Origin of the sequence: Pseudomonas tolaasii NCPPB 2192, from assembly GCF_002813445.1 — a bacterium.
Taxonomy (GTDB): Bacteria; Pseudomonadota; Gammaproteobacteria; order Pseudomonadales; family Pseudomonadaceae; genus Aquipseudomonas; species Aquipseudomonas tolaasii.
In genome coordinates this window covers 564,029-586,234 of the sequence record NZ_PHHD01000001.1, presented here as the reverse complement: position 1 = coordinate 586,234, position 22,206 = coordinate 564,029, and the positions used below count along the sequence as shown (strand labels likewise).

The 22,206-nt window shown below is 53.1% G+C and carries 23 protein-coding genes; 8 read left to right on the top strand and 15 right to left on the bottom strand.

Features of this window, described 5'->3' with window-relative positions:
• Positions 1-7 precede the first annotated feature (7 nt).
• Complete coding sequence (locus ATI14_RS02690) at positions 8-1,441, bottom strand: ArnT family glycosyltransferase (RefSeq protein WP_080520283.1); 1,434 nt, start codon at positions 1,439-1,441, stop codon at positions 8-10.
• Positions 1,442-1,627: 186 nt separating this feature from the next.
• Between ATI14_RS02690 and ATI14_RS02685 the strand changes: the two genes are divergently transcribed.
• A complete protein-coding gene (locus tag ATI14_RS02685; protein WP_231124352.1) occupies positions 1,628-2,194 on the top strand; it encodes a TetR/AcrR family transcriptional regulator in 567 nt (188 codons plus the stop codon).
• Here the strand turns inward: ATI14_RS02685 and ATI14_RS02680 are convergent.
• Both ATI14_RS02680 and ATI14_RS02675 read right to left on the bottom strand, forming a co-directional pair.
• Positions 2,181-2,444, bottom strand: a complete 264-nt coding sequence (locus tag ATI14_RS02680; RefSeq protein ID WP_016973826.1) for a hypothetical protein — start codon at positions 2,442-2,444, stop codon at positions 2,181-2,183. The two genes, ATI14_RS02685 and ATI14_RS02680, sit on opposite strands and share 14 nt — an antisense overlap.
• A gap of 169 nt (positions 2,445-2,613) precedes the next feature.
• Positions 2,614-2,859, bottom strand: coding sequence for a DUF6124 family protein (locus tag ATI14_RS02675; RefSeq protein WP_016973825.1), 246 nt, complete (start codon positions 2,857-2,859; stop codon positions 2,614-2,616).
• 899 nt (positions 2,860-3,758) lie between these two features.
• Here ATI14_RS02675 and ATI14_RS31945 point away from each other — a divergent pair.
• Positions 3,759-3,911, top strand: a complete 153-nt coding sequence (locus ATI14_RS31945; protein ID WP_130886719.1) for a carbohydrate porin — start codon at positions 3,759-3,761, stop codon at positions 3,909-3,911.
• 299 nt (positions 3,912-4,210) lie between these two features.
• On the opposite strand, the gene ATI14_RS02665 is transcribed toward ATI14_RS31945, so the two are convergent.
• Positions 4,211-5,059: a hypothetical protein gene (locus ATI14_RS02665; protein ID WP_080520281.1), complete on the bottom strand. Its 849-nt coding sequence runs from the start codon at positions 5,057-5,059 to the stop codon at positions 4,211-4,213.
• Between the two features lie 416 nt (positions 5,060-5,475).
• Between ATI14_RS02665 and ATI14_RS02660 the strand changes: the two genes are divergently transcribed.
• Together ATI14_RS02660 and ATI14_RS02655 are read left to right on the top strand one after the other, a co-directional pair.
• Positions 5,476-5,676, top strand: a complete 201-nt coding sequence (locus ATI14_RS02660) for a helix-turn-helix transcriptional regulator (RefSeq protein WP_008436723.1) — start codon at positions 5,476-5,478, stop codon at positions 5,674-5,676.
• Positions 5,677-6,035: 359 nt separating this feature from the next.
• On the top strand, positions 6,036-6,692 hold the full coding sequence (locus tag ATI14_RS02655) for an inovirus Gp2 family protein (protein WP_080520280.1): 657 nt from the start codon (positions 6,036-6,038) through the stop codon (positions 6,690-6,692).
• A gap of 100 nt (positions 6,693-6,792) precedes the next feature.
• Here the strand turns inward: ATI14_RS02655 and radC are convergent, their stop codons facing one another.
• From radC to ATI14_RS02625, 6 genes are all read right to left on the bottom strand, one after another.
• Entirely contained in the window at positions 6,793-7,290 is a 498-nt protein-coding gene (radC, locus tag ATI14_RS02650) for a RadC family protein (protein WP_080520279.1), read from the bottom strand.
• A 46-nt stretch (positions 7,291-7,336) separates the two neighbouring features.
• Positions 7,337-8,260 carry a recombination directionality factor gene (locus ATI14_RS02645; protein WP_080520278.1) on the bottom strand — a complete coding sequence of 308 codons (924 nt, stop codon included), beginning with the start codon at positions 8,258-8,260 and terminating at the stop codon, positions 7,337-7,339.
• Between the two features lie 106 nt (positions 8,261-8,366).
• A complete protein-coding gene (locus ATI14_RS02640) occupies positions 8,367-9,371 on the bottom strand; it encodes a YqaJ viral recombinase family nuclease (RefSeq protein ID WP_080520277.1) in 1,005 nt (334 codons plus the stop codon).
• 112 nt (positions 9,372-9,483) lie between these two features.
• On the bottom strand, positions 9,484-10,452 hold the full coding sequence (locus tag ATI14_RS02635; RefSeq protein WP_080520276.1) for a DUF932 domain-containing protein: 969 nt from the start codon (positions 10,450-10,452) through the stop codon (positions 9,484-9,486).
• Positions 10,453-10,518: 66 nt separating this feature from the next.
• Positions 10,519-10,848 carry a hypothetical protein gene (locus ATI14_RS31585; protein ID WP_080520275.1) on the bottom strand — a complete coding sequence of 110 codons (330 nt, stop codon included), beginning with the start codon at positions 10,846-10,848 and terminating at the stop codon, positions 10,519-10,521.
• A gap of 557 nt (positions 10,849-11,405) precedes the next feature.
• Positions 11,406-12,419, bottom strand: a complete 1,014-nt coding sequence (locus ATI14_RS02625) for a GlxA family transcriptional regulator (RefSeq protein ID WP_231124351.1) — start codon at positions 12,417-12,419, stop codon at positions 11,406-11,408.
• A 54-nt stretch (positions 12,420-12,473) separates the two neighbouring features.
• On the opposite strand from ATI14_RS02625, the gene ATI14_RS02620 reads away from it, so the two are divergent.
• Positions 12,474-13,205 carry a DJ-1/PfpI family protein gene (locus tag ATI14_RS02620; RefSeq protein WP_080520273.1) on the top strand — a complete coding sequence of 244 codons (732 nt, stop codon included), beginning with the start codon at positions 12,474-12,476 and terminating at the stop codon, positions 13,203-13,205.
• A 296-nt stretch (positions 13,206-13,501) separates the two neighbouring features.
• On the opposite strand, the gene ATI14_RS02615 is transcribed toward ATI14_RS02620, so the two are convergent.
• Entirely contained in the window at positions 13,502-14,461 is a 960-nt protein-coding gene (locus ATI14_RS02615; protein WP_080520272.1) for a GlxA family transcriptional regulator, read from the bottom strand.
• Between the two features lie 442 nt (positions 14,462-14,903).
• Here ATI14_RS02615 and ATI14_RS02610 point away from each other — a divergent pair, with 442 nt between their 5' ends.
• The gene (locus tag ATI14_RS02610; RefSeq protein ID WP_016973812.1) at positions 14,904-15,290 is read left to right on the top strand and encodes a nuclear transport factor 2 family protein; all 387 of its coding nucleotides are present in this window, start codon (positions 14,904-14,906) and stop codon (positions 15,288-15,290) included.
• A gap of 338 nt (positions 15,291-15,628) precedes the next feature.
• On the opposite strand, the gene ATI14_RS02605 is transcribed toward ATI14_RS02610, so the two are convergent.
• From ATI14_RS02605 to ATI14_RS02590, 4 genes are all read right to left on the bottom strand, one after another.
• Positions 15,629-16,111 (bottom strand): copper chaperone PCu(A)C, encoded by a 483-nt coding sequence (locus ATI14_RS02605; protein ID WP_080520271.1) that lies wholly within the window; start codon positions 16,109-16,111, stop codon positions 15,629-15,631.
• On the bottom strand, positions 16,111-16,716 hold the full coding sequence (locus ATI14_RS02600) for an SCO family protein (RefSeq protein WP_016973810.1): 606 nt from the start codon (positions 16,714-16,716) through the stop codon (positions 16,111-16,113). Before ATI14_RS02600 ends, ATI14_RS02605 begins: the two co-directional genes overlap by 1 nt.
• A gap of 367 nt (positions 16,717-17,083) precedes the next feature.
• Positions 17,084-17,824 (bottom strand): SDR family oxidoreductase, encoded by a 741-nt coding sequence (locus ATI14_RS02595; protein ID WP_080520270.1) that lies wholly within the window; start codon positions 17,822-17,824, stop codon positions 17,084-17,086.
• A 264-nt stretch (positions 17,825-18,088) separates the two neighbouring features.
• Positions 18,089-19,078: a GlxA family transcriptional regulator gene (locus ATI14_RS02590; protein WP_016973808.1), complete on the bottom strand. Its 990-nt coding sequence runs from the start codon at positions 19,076-19,078 to the stop codon at positions 18,089-18,091.
• Between the two features lie 356 nt (positions 19,079-19,434).
• On the opposite strand from ATI14_RS02590, the gene ATI14_RS02585 reads away from it, so the two are divergent.
• Positions 19,435-20,709, top strand: a complete 1,275-nt coding sequence (locus ATI14_RS02585) for an MFS transporter (protein ID WP_080520269.1) — start codon at positions 19,435-19,437, stop codon at positions 20,707-20,709.
• Between the two features lie 162 nt (positions 20,710-20,871).
• Positions 20,872-22,047 (top strand): efflux RND transporter periplasmic adaptor subunit, encoded by a 1,176-nt coding sequence (locus ATI14_RS02580; RefSeq protein ID WP_080520268.1) that lies wholly within the window; start codon positions 20,872-20,874, stop codon positions 22,045-22,047.
• The last annotated feature ends 159 nt before the right edge of the window (positions 22,048-22,206 follow it).

Sequence of the window (22,206 nt, the reverse complement as noted above, 5' to 3'; positions counted from 1 at the left end):
GCCCGCCTTACTGCTCGACGAAGAAGTAAGGCTGGCGGTTGATCGACATCTGTTTGATCACAGTGACCTTCTCGCTCAGTTGCTCGGTGCGGTCCAGCAGCGCCACGTTGCCGGGCTTGGCGGTGAGGTAACTGCGCAACTCGGCTTCGGTCTGCAGGATGGGCAAGTAAGCCTGCAAGTAGAACACGCTGGCCCCGGCGATACGCTCGTTGGGCTGGAACAACACCGCCGCCTTCCCCTCGGCCTGATAGGCCTGAACCTGGCTGATCACCGGCACAAATGACTGGCGCACATCGGCTTTGGGGGCGAACCAGAATGCTGCGCTGAGGTAGCACGCGACGGCCAGGGTGAACACGCCGCCGATCACGCTGCGGTGATGGCGATACAGTCCCGGTTTGTGTGCTTTCACCCACTCCAGCAACACCCCGGCATATTCTGCGGCGAGCATGGCGGCGGCGGGCGTGAGTGCCATCAAGTAAACGGTGCGTTTGCTGGAAGCCAGCGTCAGCAAGGTGAACTGCGCCACCAGCCACACGCTGAAGAACAGGCGGTAGCGGTTGCGTACCAGGCTTTTGCGGAAATGCCACAAGCCCAGGTACACCAGAATGTTCCACGGCAGGAACGCTTCGGGCAGCTTGGCGATGTAGTAGTAGAAGGGCTCGTAGTGCCCGGCCTCGACAAACGAGCCGCTGAAGCGCCCGACGCTGTTGGTCCACAGCACTTCGGCCACGGCCTGCATACCGCCGCGCTGGAACAGGAAGCCCAGCCAGATCAACAGCGGCACCAAAGCCAGCAGCGTAAACAGCCCGGGCTTGAGCCAATCGCCGATGCGCAGGCGTTTATCCATCACGCTGGTGCTGAGCAGGTACACAAAAATCACGATACCCGGCAGTGCCAGGCCCAGCACGCCTTTGCTCAGAGTGGCGATCACCATCCCGGCGGTAAACAGCGCCCACGCCCCGGCAGCGGAGCCCTCGCGATCGGGGCGCACGGCCTGGTAGAAGGCCAACAGCGCCGTGGTTACGCCCAGGCTGAGCAGCGAGTCTTCACCCACGCCTCGAACGTTGGTCCAGTAACTGGCCATGGTGGCGAGCATCAGCGCGGCGCAGAACGCCAGGGTTTTCGGGCGCCCGAACTTGCGCAGCATTGCGTAAAACAGCATCACGCTGAACAAACCGGCGAATGCCGATGCCAGGCGCACCGCCCAGGTGGTGCCGCCGAACAGGCGAATCGCACCGGCGTCGAGCCACAGGCTCAGGGGCGGTTTCTCCAGAAAAGGTTCACGAAACAGGCGCGGGATCACCCAGTCATTATCCAGGTGCATGGCCATGGCGATGCCGGCGACACGGGCTTCCGTGGAGCCTTGCAGCTCATGGCCACCGAGGGCGAAAAAGAACAACAGACCAGCGAGAAGGAGCAGCAGAGAAGCAGGACGCGTCATATTTCTGGCTACCAAAGCAAGTGACCCTTCGGGGGAAAGGCCGTGGCAAACGGCTAGTATCTGCCAGCACTTCTGAATATTTCGTGAATGAATGTGGGTTTTTTGTAAGGCGTTGAAGGCCGCGTTTACCGACCAATTCTTCTGCAGACCCACGGCTTTGACCGGCGCCTATGTTAGGCTGCCGCCATGCCTAGAATGACCAAATCCGAACTGAATGCCGAAATCATCGACCGCGCTGCGGGGCTGTTTGCCAAGCATGGTTTCGCGCATACCTCGCTGCAGCAGATCGCTGATGCGGTGAATTACTCCAAAGCCGGTTTACTGCACCACTTCCCGAGCAAGCAGGCGCTGTTCGACGCGGCGTTGCGCACAGGGCTGGAGCACATGCAGGCGTTGGTTGAACGCGTGGAAAGCCTTGCGCCCGGCGTGGAACGCGAGCGCGCAGTAATCGAAAACCTCGTGGACTTCACCTTTGCCTGGCCGGGTGTCTCGGCGTTCGCCAACCGCTTGGTGGAGGGCGAGCAAAGTGAGGTGCCCGAGTTGATGCAGATGGCGTTGCTCATCTACGTCGCGCTGGGTATCGACCCGGCCACTGCTTCCCAGGAGCGCCTGGTGCGTGTCACCAGCTCCCTCACCGGCCTAGGCGCCACCGCCCTGGTGGCGGTGCGCTCGGGCTTCCACCGCGAATGGCGCCCGCTGATCATCCTCGCCGCCATGGACACGCTCGGCCATCACAGCCTCACAACCCCCTGACCATCCCCAGAAACCGGTGGCTCCACACCCCGTGCCGCGCGCCGGGGGAGGTGGGGTCGTCGGGGATCAGCGCGGTCACCAACACCACGCCCACAATAATCAGTACCCATTTGCGCAGCCGCACCACGCCGGCAGCGGCAGGGTGTGGATAACTTCCGGCGCGTCCCGGCTCACCGCGAGCAACCAGCCCCAGCCTGATGCGCGCCCGCCGACCTTGTAACCCTCTCAACGCTGCGAACAAAAAAGCCACTGGTGTATTCCTTGCCTTGATGTAAACAAGCGCAGGCCGACGAGGGTCGGCGAGTGAGTGGCGATTATTCTACCGAAATGGTTGGTATGCAACCTTGTTGGTCGGTCAGGCGGAGGATGTTGTTCGCAGAGGCCGAATCGCTGGAAAGCGTCCCGGCCTTTTTTGAGGGTTACTGCGGGGAGCGGTGGGTGTTGTGGGTGAGTGCGCGTTCGATCAACAACTCACTCAAGCCGATCAACTGTTGGTGGGCCAGCAGCTTCTGACGGCCAGCGCCTTCGAGCTCGAAGGCCAGGTCGGTGGTCATGGCGTTCAGCGAGGAGAGGGTTTCGCTGGCTTGGATGAGCAGGGTTTCGGTGTCGATGTTTTCGGCGACGGTGAAGAGGGTGGTTGGGGGATTGGGGGTGATTTTTTTCATGATGAAGCTCCCACACTGTTTGAGGAGCTGCCAACCCCTGCTGTCAAACAGGATTGGGTGGCAGCTGTACGCGGGTTGACAGACCGGAAGTGTAGGAACCCGGCGCACCCGAAGATGCCCCACGCACAGCCGCCATGAACGAGACGGAACACGCGAAGCATGCCGCTAAATCAAGGGGTGTGAAAGGTTACACTTTTCAGCCTGTCAAAGCCGGTCGCTGATGAGCAGCGGCAGAGGGAAATTAGCGTGGTGTGGGGGTGTGCGCCAGTTCATCAACAGCGCGGAATCTTGAAGGAAAAATCCGAGGGTAGGCTGGCTGGGCTTTTCAAACGCCAGAAACAACAAAACCCGCGTTTGGCGGGTTTTGTTGATGCTTTGGATTGGTGGGCCGGGGTAATCTGAATTGATTCTATAACATGTTGATTATTATAGATTTTCTTCGGTTAAATTTTTTATTGGAATACCTTTTGGAATACCATTCGCGAATCTTCCTAAATTCCTACCTTTACGTCGATCAATGCTCAATTCCACAGCTGTTCGTCGGATCTCACTTTTGAGCGGAGCCAACGGCTTCTGATAGCCATTGCTGGCGATTTTGCATTCCTTCACTCGCTCTGGCGAGTCAGCACATGCCATATTGCCTTCGAGTACAGCAAATGGGCGGTCTCTACTATTTCCTGCTCCAACGCCCGGCGAATACCGCGTCGGCGGCTACTACAGTACCACCAAGGCTGACGATTTCTATCTTGCTGCGGACGTGGCACAGGAGCCGCTGAGCGATACAGGCTTCAAATCCCACAACAACAAACACGGCGCCTAGTGGGTGGTGCAGCATCAGGTCTACAAGGATGCGACCAACCCGGCACGGGCGCTGACCTTGTTCAGCGACGCCACTGTGCATGACAAGGCCACCAACAAGATCGATCGCTACATCCAAAGTGGAGCTTTACTACGGCTTCCTGGTCAGCAAGTGGCTGACAGCGCTGCCAAACATTCAATACGTGGTGAGTCCTGGCGTCAACGATGTCGACAATGCCTGGATTGCCGGTTAGAAGTTTGAAACTACGTTGTAGTGCAAGATGTGCCAGGTTTGGCGCTGGGCCCAGTTTCTTTGCCTGCGTGAGTTATGAGAGCCCATACTAGTTCAGTCGGGGAGGACGGACCCAGGCCGTACAATATGCTCTGCATAACAGCTGCGTCACAGCATGGATTGGCACGATGTAGAGCATGTAAATAGAGAGCAGCCATTGTATCGCTCTCTTGAGCTAGATCCTGCCAGGGCGGAAAATAATCCGAGAGTGAGGTCGGGTCTTGACCGGAGATCTATCAGGATCTATTTCTGCAAAGTCCACTAATCTTGATTGAGTAGTTTGGAGTTTTTCAGTTTTTCAGCAATGTACGTAGCGTTTATCTCTTCTTGCGCTATGAGGATTTCTATTGCTCGTGCACGACTGATTTCATGTTGTTCGCATATTTTGTCTAAACTGCGTATAGCCTTGTCGGAAAGTATAAAGTTGTACTGAGACTTTCCTGATAGATTGCTTCTGTATTTTTGCTGGCTCCATCGTGCTTTAATTTTAGTGAGGTAGAGCTCTCTTTGTTCGTTGATGATAAAGCTTTCGTCAAAATATATTAAAAGGTCTTCGTAGTCTTCAAATGGGGGGCATGAAAGAGTGAGTTGAGTGTTCTTTGTAAGCCATTCCCACGCGAGTAAGATTTTTTGGTTGTCGTCTTTAAACCATCTGAAAGGTTTGTCAGCGTTTTTTTGTGATCTCCACAGTTCCTCTATGTTCTTCAGTTCAATACGCTTGTAGGTGATGTCGGCTTCCCAGCAGTCTGCGATGTAATACAGTCTGTCCATTCCATGTAGGTTTGTTGGGATCATGAATGGAATAAGTCCTGAAGCGCTAAGTAATCGATTACTTACCCATGAGATTTGGCGTTTGCCCTCATGTATCCACTTGAAGTGATCCTGATGAAGTAGTTTTGCCGCTTCCTGTTGTTTCAAAGTCTCAGCGATGTGTGGGTTTAAGCTCAAGTACTCTGCGATTATGTTGCGCATCTCTCGCGGCGCTCTGTCGAGGGGGCCAATATTGAGCCCGTATTCTTGGAGGCGTTTCCATAGCCAAATATCCCTGCGGTCATTGACTACATTGTCTCCCCAGAGCTGAGAAAGATTGTCATTGATTCTGATGGCCATTTTATAAGTCTTCTAGAAAAAATTCAGTAGAATTATAGCACAAACATAGAGATTGTGAATGAGTTTTATAGTGTTTAGCTAGAATATTTATAGTAGATATTTTTGATGATAGGACCGAAATTATGCGGTGTTTAAGACATCAGCACCATGGAGTTCGCCCAACTGAGCACTCGTGAATAAGCCGCTGAAGTGCTGCTGGGCCTGAACCGCCTTGAGGTCAACAAGGGGCGGCTGCCGAAAGGTCTTCAAAAATCCGTCAACGCCGCCGCCCATGGCAAGGAAGGGTCGCTTCTTACCATGCCCGTTCTCTAGCCTCTGAGTGGTTCATTGACTCGCCAGTAGACAGGAGTTTCGTGGCCCTCAGTAAAGTTCTACTGACCTTGCCAATCCTCTGGACGAATACAGGAGATGCGTTCATGAGGATAATTCGATTGAAAGAGGTCATGGATCTAACTGGCCTTGCTAGATCTACGATTTACAAGTTTATTTCGGGAGATTCATTTCCCAAACCTATTTCCTTGGGGGACCGTTGTGTAGGTTGGCTGGAAAGTGAAGTTCACGATTGGATACTAAGTAAAGTTAAAGAGCGGGATCAGTTGGTGAAGAATGATGCTTGAGGATCTGCTGCGTTTGCCTTTGTGAATTTCACTGGCTCGGTTCAAGTTAACACCATGAAGGAACTTATCCTTCATGGTGTTTTTCCAGAGTTGTTGTTTCTCTGTAATGTATCTTTTTTAACAGGGCTTGTGGGTGTTTTATCTAGTGTCGTGCCGTCAGAAAGTTTCGGTATTGGTACTATGTTTATACAGTATCTCTATTGTGAGTTTGGCTTGTCTGTACTGGTTAGGTGTAGGAGGTGTGTCGGAGGGAAGATAGGCGCTCTAAGCAGAGCAGTATTGTGCTCTGCATTCTTAGGTGTAAGTAAAAATGTACTAGTGGGCCTGACTATATGAAACTCAATACTCGGAGCTCCATCATGGCTAGATATCCAGGTAACACGAACTTAACCCTTCATTGCGAAGGTTCTTATCAAGGCTTAACCGTGCAAGTGGATAAGGGACCTTTCATCCAAGAGTACCTAAACCGTCTTCATCAGACGGTATCTCGAGCGCTTAATCAGTACCCTCGTGTGTTTGCATTCAGGTTTGACCTGCGGCTACCAGCTAACATTCAATTGCCTGATTACGCTTTCACGAACGAAGTTATTGACCACTTCATCGAATCCTTTAAAGCCAAGATCAAGCACAATCGCCAGATGGCGAAACTTGTGAATAAGTACGCACACGACACCAAGGTGCGTTACGTCTGGGCTAGGGAACAAGGGCAGCACGGGCGACCACATCATCACTTTGCGATGTTGCTGAACTACGATGCCTTCAATGCGCTGGGTAAGCTCGAATCAGGCAGAGACAACATGTTTAATCGCTTGGAAGGAGCGTGGGCAAGTGCTTTAGGGCTATCAGTAGAAGCCGTCAGGGGGTTGGTCGAGATTCCACAAAATCCTTACTATCACTTGTATCGCGACGAGATAGCCGGACAGGCAGCCTTCTTCCATCGTGCGAGCTACCTGTGTAAGTCGAGCACGAAGGTTTTTGGGGATGGTTCCCATGGTTTCGGGTGCAGCAGAACCTGAGCACAACGCTGAATCACGACAAAAAAAATAGAAGGACACCGTGCCGACGACCACCCTGGCAGTGCCAAAGGCGGTCCATCGGACGGTGTGTACATTGGAGTTAAAGGTAACCTCGTTCAGCCAGCGATACGCAGCCTTCATGACCTACAACGATGTGATCCAACGTCTGGGTGCCAATCATGCTGAGGGCGTTCTTGAGCGCCTGGGTTAGCGTGCGATCAGCTTGGCTGGGTTCAGGGTCGCCGGATGGATGGTTATGTACCAAAATCACCGCTGCCGCATTGTGCTCCAACGCAATCTTGACCACTTCTCGCGGGTAGACGCTGGCGCCATCCAGCGTGCCTCTGAATAGCTCCCTGAAGGCAATCACTCGATGTTTGCTGTCGAGCAGTAGTAGCGCAAAGACCTCGTGCTCGTGGTACTGCAGCAGTGTTTGCAGGTGGCTAAAAACCTGCTTTGGCTCCGTTAATGCCCGGCCTTTAGACAGACGGCTCATTGCCAATTGTTGTGCCATCTGCAGGATGTCAGCCTCGGTAACCGGGGATTCCATGACATAGGTACCGATTGTTTCACCGGCTATCAGCTTGTGATATTTCATTCGGGTATTCCTGAGCGAATAGGGAAGAACGCAGAAGAGTTGATGGCTACTGAACCGAAGACCTGCTTTTGTGCTGCGAGGCTCGCGATTCCAGCTTCTGGGCAAGTGAGGGTTTGGCAGGCGCTGCCGGTGGAGGGGGGTTGAGTTCTATACGGCTGGGCTGATCTTCAATGACAGGGAAGAACTCCTCGACGATGGCACCTGTGTCCTCCACGGTGTCCTCAAAGGCCCCATTGTTAAAACCCTGCCGTGCCGCTTGATCCAAGGCGCTCTGGTCAAAGCCTGCGGCTTGACGGGTCTCCTCCAATTGCTTGGCTGCAAGTAAGGCATCCTCCATGCCCAGACCGCTGCGTACCGTGATGTCTACGTAGAAAATCGGTACACCGTGGCTTTGGCGAGTGGACTTACCGCGAAGACGCAACTCCAGCGGCAGGCAGGCCAGTCGATCGCCGGAGATGGCTTGCAGATAGTGCAGTCGCGCTACCAGGGTGCGGATGCTGTTGTAGCCTGTGGTGCGAAAGACAAAGCTACCCAGTGGATCGTCATCGCCAATCACCACGTTGAGCCGGCCGTAAGGTTTGCAGGCATTGCCTTGAGCCAGTGAACAGCCATCCGGTGAAGGGCAGGGCAACGACTGAATACCATCCTTGGTGAGACGCTTGCAGGTCTCACCATTGCCGACGCACAGCGGCCGGCCAGTATTACGGTCGAACAGGCTGTAGTCAGCCCGAAAGTTGAGGTCCGGCTCGTTGAACAGCAGCCGGATCGGAATGCTGCGCAGCTTGCCGTCCTTACCATTGCGCAGTTCTTCGTTAAGGGGATGCAGCAACCAGCCGTCACGGTTATGTACTTGGGAGGTGAGGGTAAATTGATCGTCCTTTTCTGGCAGACGCTTACCGTTCTTTTCGACGACTTTGCCGATGGAAATTCGGCCTAAAACCGGCGGTGTGATGGCTAAACCTTTGAGCATGGGAGTTCTCCTGTCACTGAAATAAAAACGCCACCGAGACCGCACGAGCGACCAGGGTGGCATTGAAGGGAAAGGGCACGGGGATAAGGGAGGAGCGAACGATCGCTTAAGCCAGCAGAAAACGTCGACTACCGGCTTTGGTGGTCGAGTAGCGAACTTGCAGATGAGGCTTTTCTTTTAGCAGGTGGGGGATATCCAGAGCCAAGCTGTCTTTGGCTTTCTTCCACGTGATGCTGCCGGTTGCGAAGGTCGCCCGACTGGCATCGCCTATGGCCTGTTGCAGTGTTTGCTTAAGTTGAGCTTCCTGCGCCTCCTGCAGAGCAATCGACTTGCGCACGTTCTGCAGCTCGGTAAAGGCCGTGCAGAGCAGTGTGTCCTGGCTAAAGTCTAGGGTTTGTCCATTGTCTTGTGGATACAGACAGCGCAAAGCTTGCTCCGCTGAGGCCGAACCGTCTGCCGGCGGTGGGGTGTCACTGACGACGTAATCCCAGAAGAGCCGTTCCAGGTCGATCAGCCGAGCTATCAGTGACTCATCGCGCTCAATGCGATGGATTTCCAGGTGCTGACCTCCGAGCAGTACCGCCACATCCGCCGCCTGCTTGCCAGTCACGGCCAACTGGTGAATGACCTGCAACTGCACATACTCGGGCACGCCTTCTTTCCAGAGACGTGCGCCGTTTATGCCGGCGGTTTTGCATTCGAGAATCTGCACTTCTGACGCACCGATAACCTCACGGTCGATATTGGCCAGCATCCAGGCCAGTTTGGGATCAGGATGCTGCAGAACCGCATTGACCCGACGGACCCGATGACCGCTGCGCCGGGTGTAATGGGATGCGACAGTCGGCTCCAGGATGTTGCCCCAGTACGCGGGGCTTTCCTCATCCTGCGGATCGAGCATGGTTAGTAAGGCGTCACGCCCGGTTTTTTCCATCCACAGTTCCAGCTGTGATTTATAAGGGTTCAGGCCCACAGCGGCGGCGGCATCCGAACTGCCGATGCCTTGCTTGCGCACGGTCAACCAGTCCTCACGCGGCAGTTGTTTGGTGCCGACCAAGCGTAAGGCAGGACGGGGTTTAGTTCTGAGATTTTGTAGGGAGTGAGTGCTCATAATCATTTCCTTGAGGCATAAAAAACGCCCAACCAGCACGAGGCTGATCAGGCGCTTAGGGAGTGGAAGAACAGAATGGGGAAGGGGATGATGAGGACAGTGAAAACCAGGCCTAAGCTGCCAGTTGTAGCGCCGCCTCCAGCGCCCGTTGCTTGATCTGTGCACCTTGACCGAACCAGGCAGAATCCATGCGGTACTCGATGCTTCTCGCACGCCGTTCGTGGTCGACATATTCGGTCACCGCATTGAGCAGGCCCCAGACAGTTCCTTGAGCTGACTCCAAGGTTGATCCGCGGCCCTGGCCTTCATATAGACCTTGCACCTTGCGTAGCGCCCGCTCGTTGGGAAGTACTGCCGGTAGTGGCGTGTTCGGATTGGCATCACACAGCACGTTCATGAAGAACCCCATGGCTTCATGCCACTGAACTTTGCGTTCAGACAGCATTCGCATCCGGTGCATGAAGTTGTCCCATTGCGAGACGGCGATACCGAGTTGCTTTTTCACCGCCTGTGGATCGAAGCGCGTGCTGTGCGGCACCTTGATCGCTTTGGCCGAACCGTCCAGCGCAATAGTCAACGTGTTATTGCAAACTACCCGCACAGTTGTAGGTGTGGCCGTGGTAGCCAAGGTACCGTCACAGGAGGTGGCCAGCAGGAGATAACCATTGACCTGATCGTTGCCTTTCAAGGTCGTACCTTGACCAGTGCGGGCCAGCGCCCAAAACTTGCGACCGCCTTTGAGTACGCCGGCCGTTTCCAGCTCGTAGCCCGATACTTCAGTGAGGTCCCGATAGAACTCCAAGACCTCGCGTGGCTGCACGACCTGGTAGCGCTGAGAAACTACGGACAACGGGGCCTTAGTATCGGAGCGGTAGAGAACCTTCTGGTCAGGGAAGGTGTGAATTGAGCCAAGTGCACCGAAGCTATCGGATTTGAAATGCACCGGGCTGTCCTGGATCTTCCAGTCCATACCCGCTTCGCGCTGCCAGATTTCGATGGGTTGTTTTGGCGAAAGGCGACTACCCAGACCGTGCCAGGGAGTTGCGCCAACATAAGCCATTTGTTCAATCAAATGAGCCATGGGAATAGGTCCTTTGACAAAGGGGGAGCCCCTGTTTGCGTGTGAAACAGGGGCTGACTCGATGAGTTAGCGATTAGCGCTGAAGCTGTAACCGCAGTCTAGACATTGATAGTTATTCAGTACCTTGTCATCGATCTGTTCACCGAGCGTGGCCCCGGCGATACCGCCAGCGACCCCTCCAAACAACCCCCCTAAAATCGCCCCAGCGACGCTCCCGATCGCGATGCCTATTGGGCCTCCGGCGACACCTAAAACAGCTCCAGCTTCGGCGCCGGACAGAGCGCCAGCTGTACCACTGGCGGCGCCGCCTGCGGCACCGATCAAACCGCCTGCTTGTTTCCCAATATTTTTCGTGACGATGCGTCCAGAGTTACAACTTGGGCAAGGGCTATACATACGCAGATCCTCTCAAATGATGAGCGTGCTAAGCGAAGTGCAGGCACGCCAAAATCCCAACTGCAGTCGATACAGGTGGGCGTTCATAGAGGTGATATAGGTCTGAAATATTTTTGATTATCCACGGGCGCACAGCCAATGGTCATACAGAATGGACGGTGGAAAGGCACTGGGCTGACCTGCGCGGCCTGGCAAGATCAGCAGTTGACCAGTGCGACACTCGAGCCGGAGGGAATGTGAGGAAAACCCGCCCTACAACTGACCGACTATCGGGTCTCTCGGACCAGAAATCCATTGATAACGCCCAGCGTTACGACAGTAAAGATTAAGGCTAAGGTGCTGGCATAAGGGCATGATTTTCTAGCATTTGTCCATGGGAAGTTCTTGATTCGCCGTAGTGAAACTACAGCGCTCCCATTTCGAATTTGTTGTGCCCCGAAAAATGTGCCGAGCGAGGTACTGCCATTGATCGCCAGCGGGATTGGCGATTGAAGCATCAATGTGAGCGTGTCGGTCGTCCTGAAAATCCAAACCCATGGTCTGCGGGTATTTGGATTTTAGTTTACTGAGCTGAAACGACGACGGTACTCCGTCGGCGTCAGGCCAACGACCCTTCGGAACCGCGACCGGAAGGTCACCGCAGACCCGAATCCGGAAAGAAGTGCCGTTTGATCAATCGATGTGTCGCTCTCCTCAAGCAATGCGCGCGCTCGATCAATACGAGCGGTGAGAAGCCACTGTAAAGCTGTAGTACCGGTCTGTTCTTGAAATCGTCGAGCAAAGGTGCGAGAGCTCATGTTGGCACGAGCAGCAAGACTATCGACCGTGTGCGAACTGTTCAAATTGTCTCGCATCCATTCGATCAAGGGCATTAAGCTCGTTGGAGAGCTTGGAAGCTCTTGACGAATAAACTGGGCCTGACCACCATCACGGTACAGTGGCGCGACCGCTAGACGGGCAGTGTTTGCCGCAACAGACTGGCCGTAATCGCGTCGCACGAGATGCAAACACATATCTAATCCTGCTGACGCGCCGGCCGAAGTCACGATGCTTCCTTCATCGACGAACAGAACATTAGGTTCTACTTGTATCTCTGGGTGAAGCCTGGCCAAGTCCTCGGCGAAACGCCAATGCGTAGTAGCGCGTTTTCCGTCAAGAAGACCGCTCTCGGCAAGGATAAAAGCCCCAGTGCAGATTGACGCCAATCGTGCACCACGAACATATGCCTCGCGAAGAGCGATTCTTACCGTCTCTGGAACCTCTCCAAACGGGTCTTCACACCCTGGAATGACAATGGTGTGGGCTAGCTCAAGACGGTCGAGGCCGTACCGCACATGCATATCAAAGCTAGCGGCCCGAATTGTCCGCTCGGGTGCGCACACCTCCACCTCGTATGCGTTGCTGTTATCAACCTTAGAGGCCAAAGCGAAAACCTGATAGGCGATACCAAAGTCCAACGGCACCACGTCATTCAATACCAGAACCGCAATTTTATGCACGGCGTTGACTCCTGCTCTCAAAATTAAATAACTGGCAGAAAACGATCGTTTGATGTCGTTTAAGCCACTCACGTGTAGCGTCTTGCAGGAATACTCTTTAGTCAACTACGACGAGAGGAGACGGTAATGACTGATGAGCTGAGCAATAAGATTCAAGACCGCCAACTGCAGATTGGCATGGTAATTTTTCCTGGCTTTACTCTGCAGGATTTGGCTGGCCCACAGACGGCGTTCGGCCTTCATGCCAAAACTCACATAATCTGGAAGACCATGGAGCCCGTTCCCACGGACATGGGCGTCACCATGAATCCCACGATCACGATTGATGACGTTCCAGATAACCTAGACGTGCTGTTCGTCGCAGGTGGCGGAGGAACCCCTGAAATCATGAAGGACCGGGAGTTGCTCGATTTCATTGCTCGCGCAGGACAGACTGCCACCTATGTAACCGCCGTATGCACAGGCTCTGTACTTCTTGCTATGGCGGGCCTATTGGAGGGCTACCGTGCAGCGACCTACTGGCCTTTCTACGAACCCCTCATAGCACTGGGTATTGAGCCGAGCTACGAACGGGTATGCGTCGACAGGAACCGAATCACAGGTGGCGGTGTAACGGCAGGTATCGACTTTGCGCTGAAGGTCATCGCCGAGCTTAAAGGCCAGGACGCGGCAGAGTTTACTCAGCTTGTGCTCGAGTACGACCCGCAGCCGACAATGAACTCGGGGAATCCACGTACCGCGCGGCCGGAGATCGTCGCACAGATAAAGGGTCTGTGGGGGAGAACTGACGAGGCTGTGAGAGTCGCGAATGAGCATATGGAGCGTCGAGCGCAGTTATCAAAACTAGCTCCCGCGTGATCGTTGCTCTGTAACGTTGTTCTCGGTGGACCTTGATCAGTCATTTCTGCGCCATGCCGCGGTGTCGCTCTAGGGTCAGTTCCTAAGCTGGCGTCAAGTTCAAGCATATAGCCCCGCGCGTACCTACGCGCGGGGGTTTTACGTTTAGAGTTGGCTCATTAGTGGCCCATTTGTAAGCACCCACGTGAATGCCATCTTTACAGTCCGTCGCACGTTTCGGCTCCTTTTGAATGAATGGATTCAGCATTCTCAAGAGCCATAAGTCAGCGGGTGCATCCAGGATGAGTTCGGCTTCGCTATGTACCGCTATTGATTATCGAGCACTCAACACTCAACCGATTCTTGCGGCGGACATACTGCGGTGAATATCCATGCAGTCGAACGAACGCCCTACGCATCCGTTCTGGGTCAGTAAAACCGACCGCCTGAGCAATCTGCTCGATCGGCTCGCTGCCTTCTTGCAGACGTAAACACGCCGCTTCGACGCGCAAGCGTTCCACTGCTTTAGCTGGTGTTTCACCTGTCTCTCGGCGGAATGCTCGTCCGAATTGTCGCAGGCTCAATCTCGCCGCATCGGCGAGTCTCTCAATGGGCAACTCCTCGGCCAGATGCTCTCTCGCGAATTTCAACGCAATACGGATGCGATCTGACTTTGGCTCCATTTGTGACATCGCAGAAAACTGTGACTGGCCACCAGGCCGTCGATATGGAACGACCAGCAATCTGGAGACATCGCGCGCGACATTCACGCCCATATCTTTCTCAATCAGGGCGAGGGCCAGATCGATCCCGGAAGCGATGCCGGCCGACGTCCAGATGTGCCCGTCCTCAATAAAAATATTGTCCCCCTCAACCTTGATGCGGGGAAAACGCGATTGCAGTAGTGCGGTGTGATTCCAGTGCGTCGTGGCCCACCGATCGTTCAACAGCCCGATTTCCGCAAGCAAGAACGCCCCGGTGCACACGCTGGCGACTCGCGAAGCGTTGACGATCAATTGCCTTGCTGCGGCGAGATTCTCTGCTGTCAGCATTGGCTCGACTTCGCCACCCACAAAAATCACGGTGTCAAAGGTGTGCTGGCAAACTGGAGTAGTTTCGACCGGAAGGCCTGAATTACCAATAACCGATCCTCCGGAGTGCGATACGACACGAAGCTCATACGGCTTATGACCAACAGCCGTCGCCACTTGATTGAATGCAGACAGTGGCCCAGCAAGATCGAGGGCATCGTGACCAGGGCAGACAAAAAATCCAATTCGGTACGTCGCAGCTCAGCCCCAGCGTTTTAAGTCTCAGATTAACGGGAACCCTAGTGTAATACCACGGAGCTTGGCGCGCTTCATGGCTTTTAATAGCGAGATTTATTGGCTTAAAGTGAGGGATAAACGTCGTTTTCGTTTCCCATACTCCTACGTAAAGTTGGTGACACGAACATCATGAGCGACGGTTGTAATGCTCGCTTTTACAGGTTCGCAGGCGGCGCAGTAGAGCACTAAGAATCACCAATGTTTTAGTCCAATGCTCGTAAGGCAACGGCTTGAGTACGCTTACTCAGGAGTGGGCCCGCTAGGTATGAATGCATCGTTTCCAAGCCAGGGGAGGAGCACTCGTTGTAGCAAACATTTTGGTGATCGCGGTACGTGACTCTGCGAGGCCCATAAACACCCACATTTCGCTAGAAAGCTACGAGGGTTCAACATGACTTTGCATATAAAACCTGTCGCCACGACTGAATACGACGATGTAATTCAGGCAGCTCAAGCTTATATTGACGGTTATCGCTCTGGGGACATCGCTGGAATTGAGAAAGCCTTCCACGAAGACGCGATAATGTGGGGCTACACCGGCGATGAGCTGCTTCAAGGTCCAGCTGTTCCTGTATTTGCTAGTTTCTTCAAAGCACTGGGCGCTTCGCCGAACACCCGCAGTCGCCTGGATATCTTGGCTATCGCCCCCACAGCTGCAGTTGTCCGAGTGGACATGGAGAATGACGTTTTGGGCGCGAGCTTCCACGACTTTCTCTCGCTGCTCAAGATCGACGGTCAGTGGAAAATAATCTCGAAGATATTCCAACGATACGCCTAAGCAAGCGACGGAGCCGCATCGGATAAATTTAGCCCGTCAGATGCAAGATCCTCGTCCTCTAAGCCGATGCTAAAAGGCTTGAGCGCGCTAGCCTGAGGTGCATCGCAACCAGACGAGGGTCGCGCGCGAGGTCACCTGAGATAAGCCAGCAATTTTTTGTTGTGTTACACGCACGAAGGTAGCTAAGGCAAAAAACTCTTTGCCTTAGCTTCATGCCGAATCTACTCGATAAACGCGGCCAGCGAATCCGACAACGGGGCTGGCGGCGTCGCCCAGTTTGAACGCTCGTCACGGTCAGCCACTTTCATCTACTGGCGCTCGTCGTTGAAACTATCGATTCATTTTGCGTCATCAGCCATATTTAAAGCTCGCGCGGTGGCCTCAACCTTGATCGATTCCTTCTCGCCCTTGGCGTTCTCTACCGTAAGATTCACAAGCACCTGGTCACCTTCTTTTACCTGTTTCATCAGGTCAATAAGCATAATGTGATAGCTGTGGGGATCCAGGATGACTGCTTTGCCAGCAGGCAAGGCGACGAACTCTACTGGTTGCATGCGCATCACGTCGTTCTTGATTGTCGACTGGTGAACTTGCACGATTTTCGCCACCGGTGACTGGGCACTGAGCAGCTTGCTGTCGCTGCTTGCAGTTATTGTCATGAACGCACCAGTCGCTTGTTGTCCTGGCACTGTCGCGCGAACCCATGCGCCCTCTATGTACGTTTGGGCTGAAACCTGGAAAGCCAGCCCTAATAGAGAAAACCCAAGTACGATCTGTTTAACGTGTTGATTTATATTGGTCAAATTTGGACCTGAATACATTAGCAAATCTCCATGAGTGTAATCAGATCTTCTGCACATTGTTGTGCCGAAAGTGCTTGAGAAAATCCAAGGCGTAGCGTTCCTTGGTAGTCATACACATAGCTCGTCGATGAATGAGTAAGTGTATATGTTGATCCAATCGGTACTTTCTCGTAAAACACGCCAAACTCTTTGGCTGTAGCCGCTGTTTCTTCTAGTGTTCCGTAAAGAGCGATAAATGACGGATCAAAAGTTTTTACATAGGCGTCTAGGACGGCTGGTGAATCCCGCTCGGGATCGAGCGTAATAAAGATAACCTGAAGAAAGTAGCCGTCCTTATCCATCATTTTTTTGATTTTAACTGCACGAGCCAAGGCGGTGGGGCAGACTGCCGGACATTGAGTGAATCCAAAAAAAATCATGGGCATCACGCCTCGATAGCTTGAAAGCGTTCTTACCTCGCCGTCGGTGTCTTTTAGCCGGAATGTGCGCCCAAGAATTTTATTACTTAAGTCTTTGCCGTATTTGTACGATAGCTCACCTCGGGTATCGCATCCTGCCAGCATGCCGATACCTAGAAGTCCCATGCCTGAAATCACCTTACGGCGAGTCAACAAAACGCTCATTGATTCAAGCCTCTTTATACGAAAAAAACCACAAATTGGATTAACAAGTCTTCTTTGAATTATTACTTCATACATTGATCATGTGCTGCCGATGGATAATACATCGGTTCAGGTCGAGCTGATCACTAGTGCGATTGAATTGAGGGTGTTGTCTCTAATGCTTTTGACGGCGCCTCAACTGTAAAACGTGGTTCGTCTAACTGGGTGTTCGCGAAAAAAAGATTTAAGTTCCCCAGTCACCCAACTAGAATGACTGCTGGAAATCAGCCCGAACTACCAAGTTCTTTAGCCCCGTAATGGCGTTCAGTCTTACTAGCAAGGTGCCTGGGGTAACTAGTCAGAGAGTCTGTAGGTAGATAAATCAGGACTACGCGTTTACGCCCCCGTCCACGCTTAACCCGGTGCCGGTGATGTGTTTAGCGCTTGGGCTTGCGATGAACGCGACCGCCACTGCGACATCCTTCCCAGTACCGTATCGGCCTAATGCTGAATGAGCCCTCATCGCATCGGCACCATCACCATCGGCTGGGTTCATATCAGTGTCCGTAGGTCCAGGATGCACAGTATTAACGGTGATGCCACGCGGTCCTAGCTCACGAGCAAGTCCTCGTGTAAAGGAAAGTAGGGAGGACTTGGACATGGAATAGACTGTGACCGATTCAAAGGCCACACGCTCCGCCAGACAGGAACCGATATTGATGATTCTTCCGCCCTCTCCAAGATAGGTAATGGCTGCTTGAGACGCCAAGATCACTGCTCTAATGTTTACGGCGATGATCTGGTCTATCTGATCCAGCGGCATTGTCTCTAGCGGGCAAATAAAAGCGACGCCCGCATTGTTTACTAGTATGTCCAACCCTCCTAAAAGCCTAGCTGCCTCATGTACAGAACGCGTAGCTGCTTGGGGATCCGCACTATCGGCCTGGATAGGGAAGGCTTTAACGCCCAATCCCTCAATTTCTTTGGTCAGTTCCTCCGCCGCATCCCCAGAGCGAACATAGCTGAAAGCAATATCAGCTCCTTTTTCTGCCAACTCGATAGCGATAGCTGCGCCAATACCTCGTGCAGCGCCAGTGATGAATGCACGTTTGCCTGAAAGTTCTTTCATGACTGTCCCATTAGTAGATTTGAGATTTACCGCGACCATTCGGGGTCACTAAACCCAGAAGCTGAAGCTTAAGCGTCACTAGCGCTTTGCAAAACGACTTAGTCCCCTCGATTTACGCCATACGGTTTAGTCGAACTTGTTTCCCCTTCCGAAATTAGAATCTACTGATGAGGCGGCTTTAAGAGGAATAGACTTTCGGTACAGCGCTCAAATACGCCGTTGCAACGGGGATTGCGCCGAGCGCAATGAACCCTGAGCGGGCAGTTAAGACACTTCAGCCTCAACCGTAACCTCATAAGCGCTAACACCCTGATGTGCGGCCAGCCGTCTGATGCTTTGAGGAGGGTGCCCGATAACTCTGATGAAGGCTCTGCGCATCCGCTCCGGATCCTTGAAGCCAACCGAGTGTGCTATCAGTTCGATCGGTTCCGCCCCACGTTCAACGCGCAGCCTCGCGACCTCGACACGCAAACGCTCCACAGCTTTAGCGGGTGTTTCCCCCGTTTCCAGCAGAAAGGCTCGACCAAATTGGCGCAAGCTGAGGCAAGCAATTGATGCCAAATGCTCTGTTGATAGCTGTTCGTTTAGATGCTCTCGCATGTAGGAAAGCACCTCCCTCATGCGATCCGTCGTCGGCTCCATATCGGCCATGGCCGAAAATTGTGACTGCCCTCCTGGCCGACGGTGGTACACGACCATGGCGCGGGCGACCTCATGGGAAACAGCATTTCCCAGATCTTCCTCAATCATGGCCAGCGCCAGATCGATTCCCGCAGAGATGCCAGCAGACGTCCAGATGCCACCATCCTTCGTAAATATATGATTGGGCTGTACCCGCACCTTCGGAAAATTGCGTTGCAATCGCGCGGTCTGCCTCCAGTGTGTAGTAGCCCTGCGACCGTCTAACAGGCCCGCCGAAGCCAATAGAAAAGCCCCGGTGCAAACACTCGCAACTCGCCTAGTACCTTTCGCGGCCGCATTAGCGAGGTGGTCCGACACCATGGGGAGGTCATAGGGTTTGGAAAAAGCCTTACCGCCGACCACTATCAACGTATCGTACGGGCTTGATCTGATCTTCTGACTCCTTACTTCTAGACCAGACGAACTCATCACAGGACCGCCCGACAACGAAACCACCGAACAGCAGTAGGGATCTGGTACCCCAATCTCTTTAGCGATCTCAAAGGCCGCCAGCGGACCGCTGAGATCCAGAATCTGAAACTCGGGAAAGACCAGGAAAGCGATGTCACGCATGGAATTACCTTCTTAAAAAATCATAGATCCTGCTCGGAATTACTGTTCCCCGCCAGCGTCCTATTGGCCGATTTTCGTAACGCTGGCCCCAAATCATCCTCTAAAAATTTTATGGCGAAAAGAGCAAAAAACCCTCAAAAAACGTCATCGTTTTTGTTCGCCTCTCAGTCCCGCTTCGCTATCAGCCTTCCTGTTTGTGACACCTGCTCCTAATGCAACCCGACGACCAAAAAGGAGGGAACTAAGTCCTTTCTCCCGCCATAAGTGACGTAGAGAATGCTCCAGTTTCTCAACAGGAGAGTCGTCATGGTTGTAAGGGCAGACAGCTCGAACCGTCTTGACTGGAGGCGGACACAATGAGCACATCAAAATTATCGGAAGACATTTCAGCGTTAGAAAAGTCATCAAGCCCGCCGAATGTGGCTGTGCTGGCAATAGCCCAGGGTTTGTTCACGGCAGCCATCGCAATCGATCTCACGTTGACCGGTTTGACGGGATATCAGCTCGCACCCGATAAATCGCTTGCGACTCTGCCCTTTGCACTCATCACCGTAGCAGGCGCGATTGCGACATATTTCGCCTCTACTCTGATGCAGAAAATAGGTAGGCGGCGTGGATTTGTACTAGGTGCCCTCACCGGCGCGATAGGCGGATTGATTTCCGTATGGGCAGTTTTCCTAAACTCTTTCTGGCTGTTTTGCATGGGGACAGCCGCCGTAGGTATTTTTCAAGCGTTTGCCCAGTATTACCGATTGGCTGCGACAGATTCGGAACCTGACAATCGCAAAGCGCGCGCGATCTCGTTGGTGCTTGCGGGCGGAGTGATCGCCGCTTTTCTTGGGCCTTTGTTGGCGAGTTGGAGCACAGATTTGTTCCCAGTCCTATTCGCCGGCTCGTACTTGATGGTATGCCTGCTGGGCCTTGCCTCCGCAGCATTACTTTGGCTGGGTTACCAAGATGCACTTCCAGAACCATTGGAACTGCATGACCACGAACAGCCGCCACGCAAATTACTCACAATATTCAAGCAACCTATTTCACTAGCGGCACTCTCGAATAACGTTATTGGCGGCGTGGTGATGATGTTCATCATGACCGCGACACCGCTGGCTGCTGTCGCCAGCAATCACTCCATAAATGATGGCGCCAGCATTATTCAATGGCATTTAGTGGGTATGTACGCGCCGTCACTATTCGCTGGGCGCCTGATTGCCCTATTCGGATTGCCTCCGATTTTATTCCTGGGAATGGCACTAAGTGCAGCTTGCGGATTGATTGCACAGTTTTCGGACAGCTTGACCGCGTTCTATATCGCGCTTCTTTTTTTAGGCGTCGGGTGGAATTTTATGTTTGTTGGTGGCACAACCTTATTGACTTCCTCCTACTACCCCTCCGAAAAGGCCAGGGTGCAGGGAGTGGCAGAGTTTATTCAATATACATTCACTGCATTTTCCACTTTGGCCGCCGGCCCCATATTGCAATTACTTGGCTGGAAGGGCATGAATAATATTGTTTTTCCGCTAATCGCGGTATCCGCGGTTATTACCTTAAGGTGGATGCGTGCCGACCGCAGAACAAAAATCGCCAATGGCGAACGCGTTCTAGACAATGAAAACAGGTCGATGACGTGATTTTTCACGCATGCCGTGCACTGTAAAAAAGTCGCGGTGTTGCTGGAGAAGCAAAAACCTTGGCTTCCAAGAAGCGCCATTTCATATTTCATGCGAATTAGCCATCGGAAGTTGGCATTCACACAACAGTCAAGCTAGAACAGGAATAACTTCGGAGTAATTATGAGCGCTAATTCCAAACCCCGCATTAGGCTGGCACTTTATTCGGCAGGCATGCTTTGTATTTCCGGAGTCATTGCCTTTAGTGTGGTCGATAGCTCAGAGAAAGCTGTAGCACAGGAAGGCCCGCTCCCAATCCAAGAGGTAGATGTCGCGGTCGTTAAAAGAGAAACCGTTACCGACTGGCAAATCTATTCTGGCCGATTAGCAGCGGTGGAAAAAGTTGAGGTTAGGCCGCTGGTAGCAGGAACCATAACGGACGTCAACATACATGACGGCCAATTGGTTAAAAAAGGGGACACTCTGTTCGTCATCGATCCACGACCTTACCAAGCACAAGTCGAACGAGCTAAGGGGCAGGTTGCAGCAGCTCAGGCTCGCGCCGCGTATACGAAAAGCGACTGGGAGAGGGCACAGCGCCTAATTGCCGAAAATGCAATAGCGAAACGTGACTACGATGAAAAAAACAACGCAGCATTGGAGGCCAGTGCCAATCTTAAGACTGCTGAAGCGGCGCTGGATGCCGCTAAAATTGATCTCGGCCATACCCAGATTACAGCTCCAATTTCTGGTCGCGTATCGCGGGCAGAAATAACACTTGGAAACATCGTAAACGCCGGGGCAGGCGCGGCGCCTTTAACGATGCTTGTCTCTGTGAACCCCATTTACGCAGAGTTCAACGCTGATGAGCAGACTTATCTTAAGTACATCAACAGACTCGGCAATAAGGCTACTGTTCCGGTTGATCTAGGGCTTGCAGATGAGACAGGGTATTCGCGCCGGGGAGTCATCCAATCCGTAGACAATGAACTCGACACTACCTCAGGCACTATCCGCATGCGTGCACGGTTTGACAACGCTGATGGCACCATGGTCCCGGGGCTATATGCGCGTGTAAAAGTGGGCGGCAGTGAGCCATACGCGGCCCTCCTTATTGATGATGCGGCAATTGGCACCGATCAAGATAAGCGATTTGTCTTGGTCGTGGGCAAGGATGACCATATTGTTTATCGCCCGGTAGCGCTGGGAAATCTACAAGGCAATGATCGCATTATCACGTCCGGACTCGAAGAGGGCGAACGGGTGGTGGTAGGCGGTATTCAGCGAGTCCGTCCAGGGGAGCAGGTTCTAGGAAAGATAATTCCCCAAAGTGACGCTCAGGCTAGAAACGCTCACTGACCCACGACAGCACTAACTAAAATTCACCAATAAACAATGAATGCCCCTCAGGCACTTAGGATTTATTGGTCCGTGCATTGATTATAAAACAGAGTGCATCCTTAAGCGTCCTGTTGTCTTTTTAACCCTCAAGCAGCGCTGAGAGAAAGTAGCCGCCTC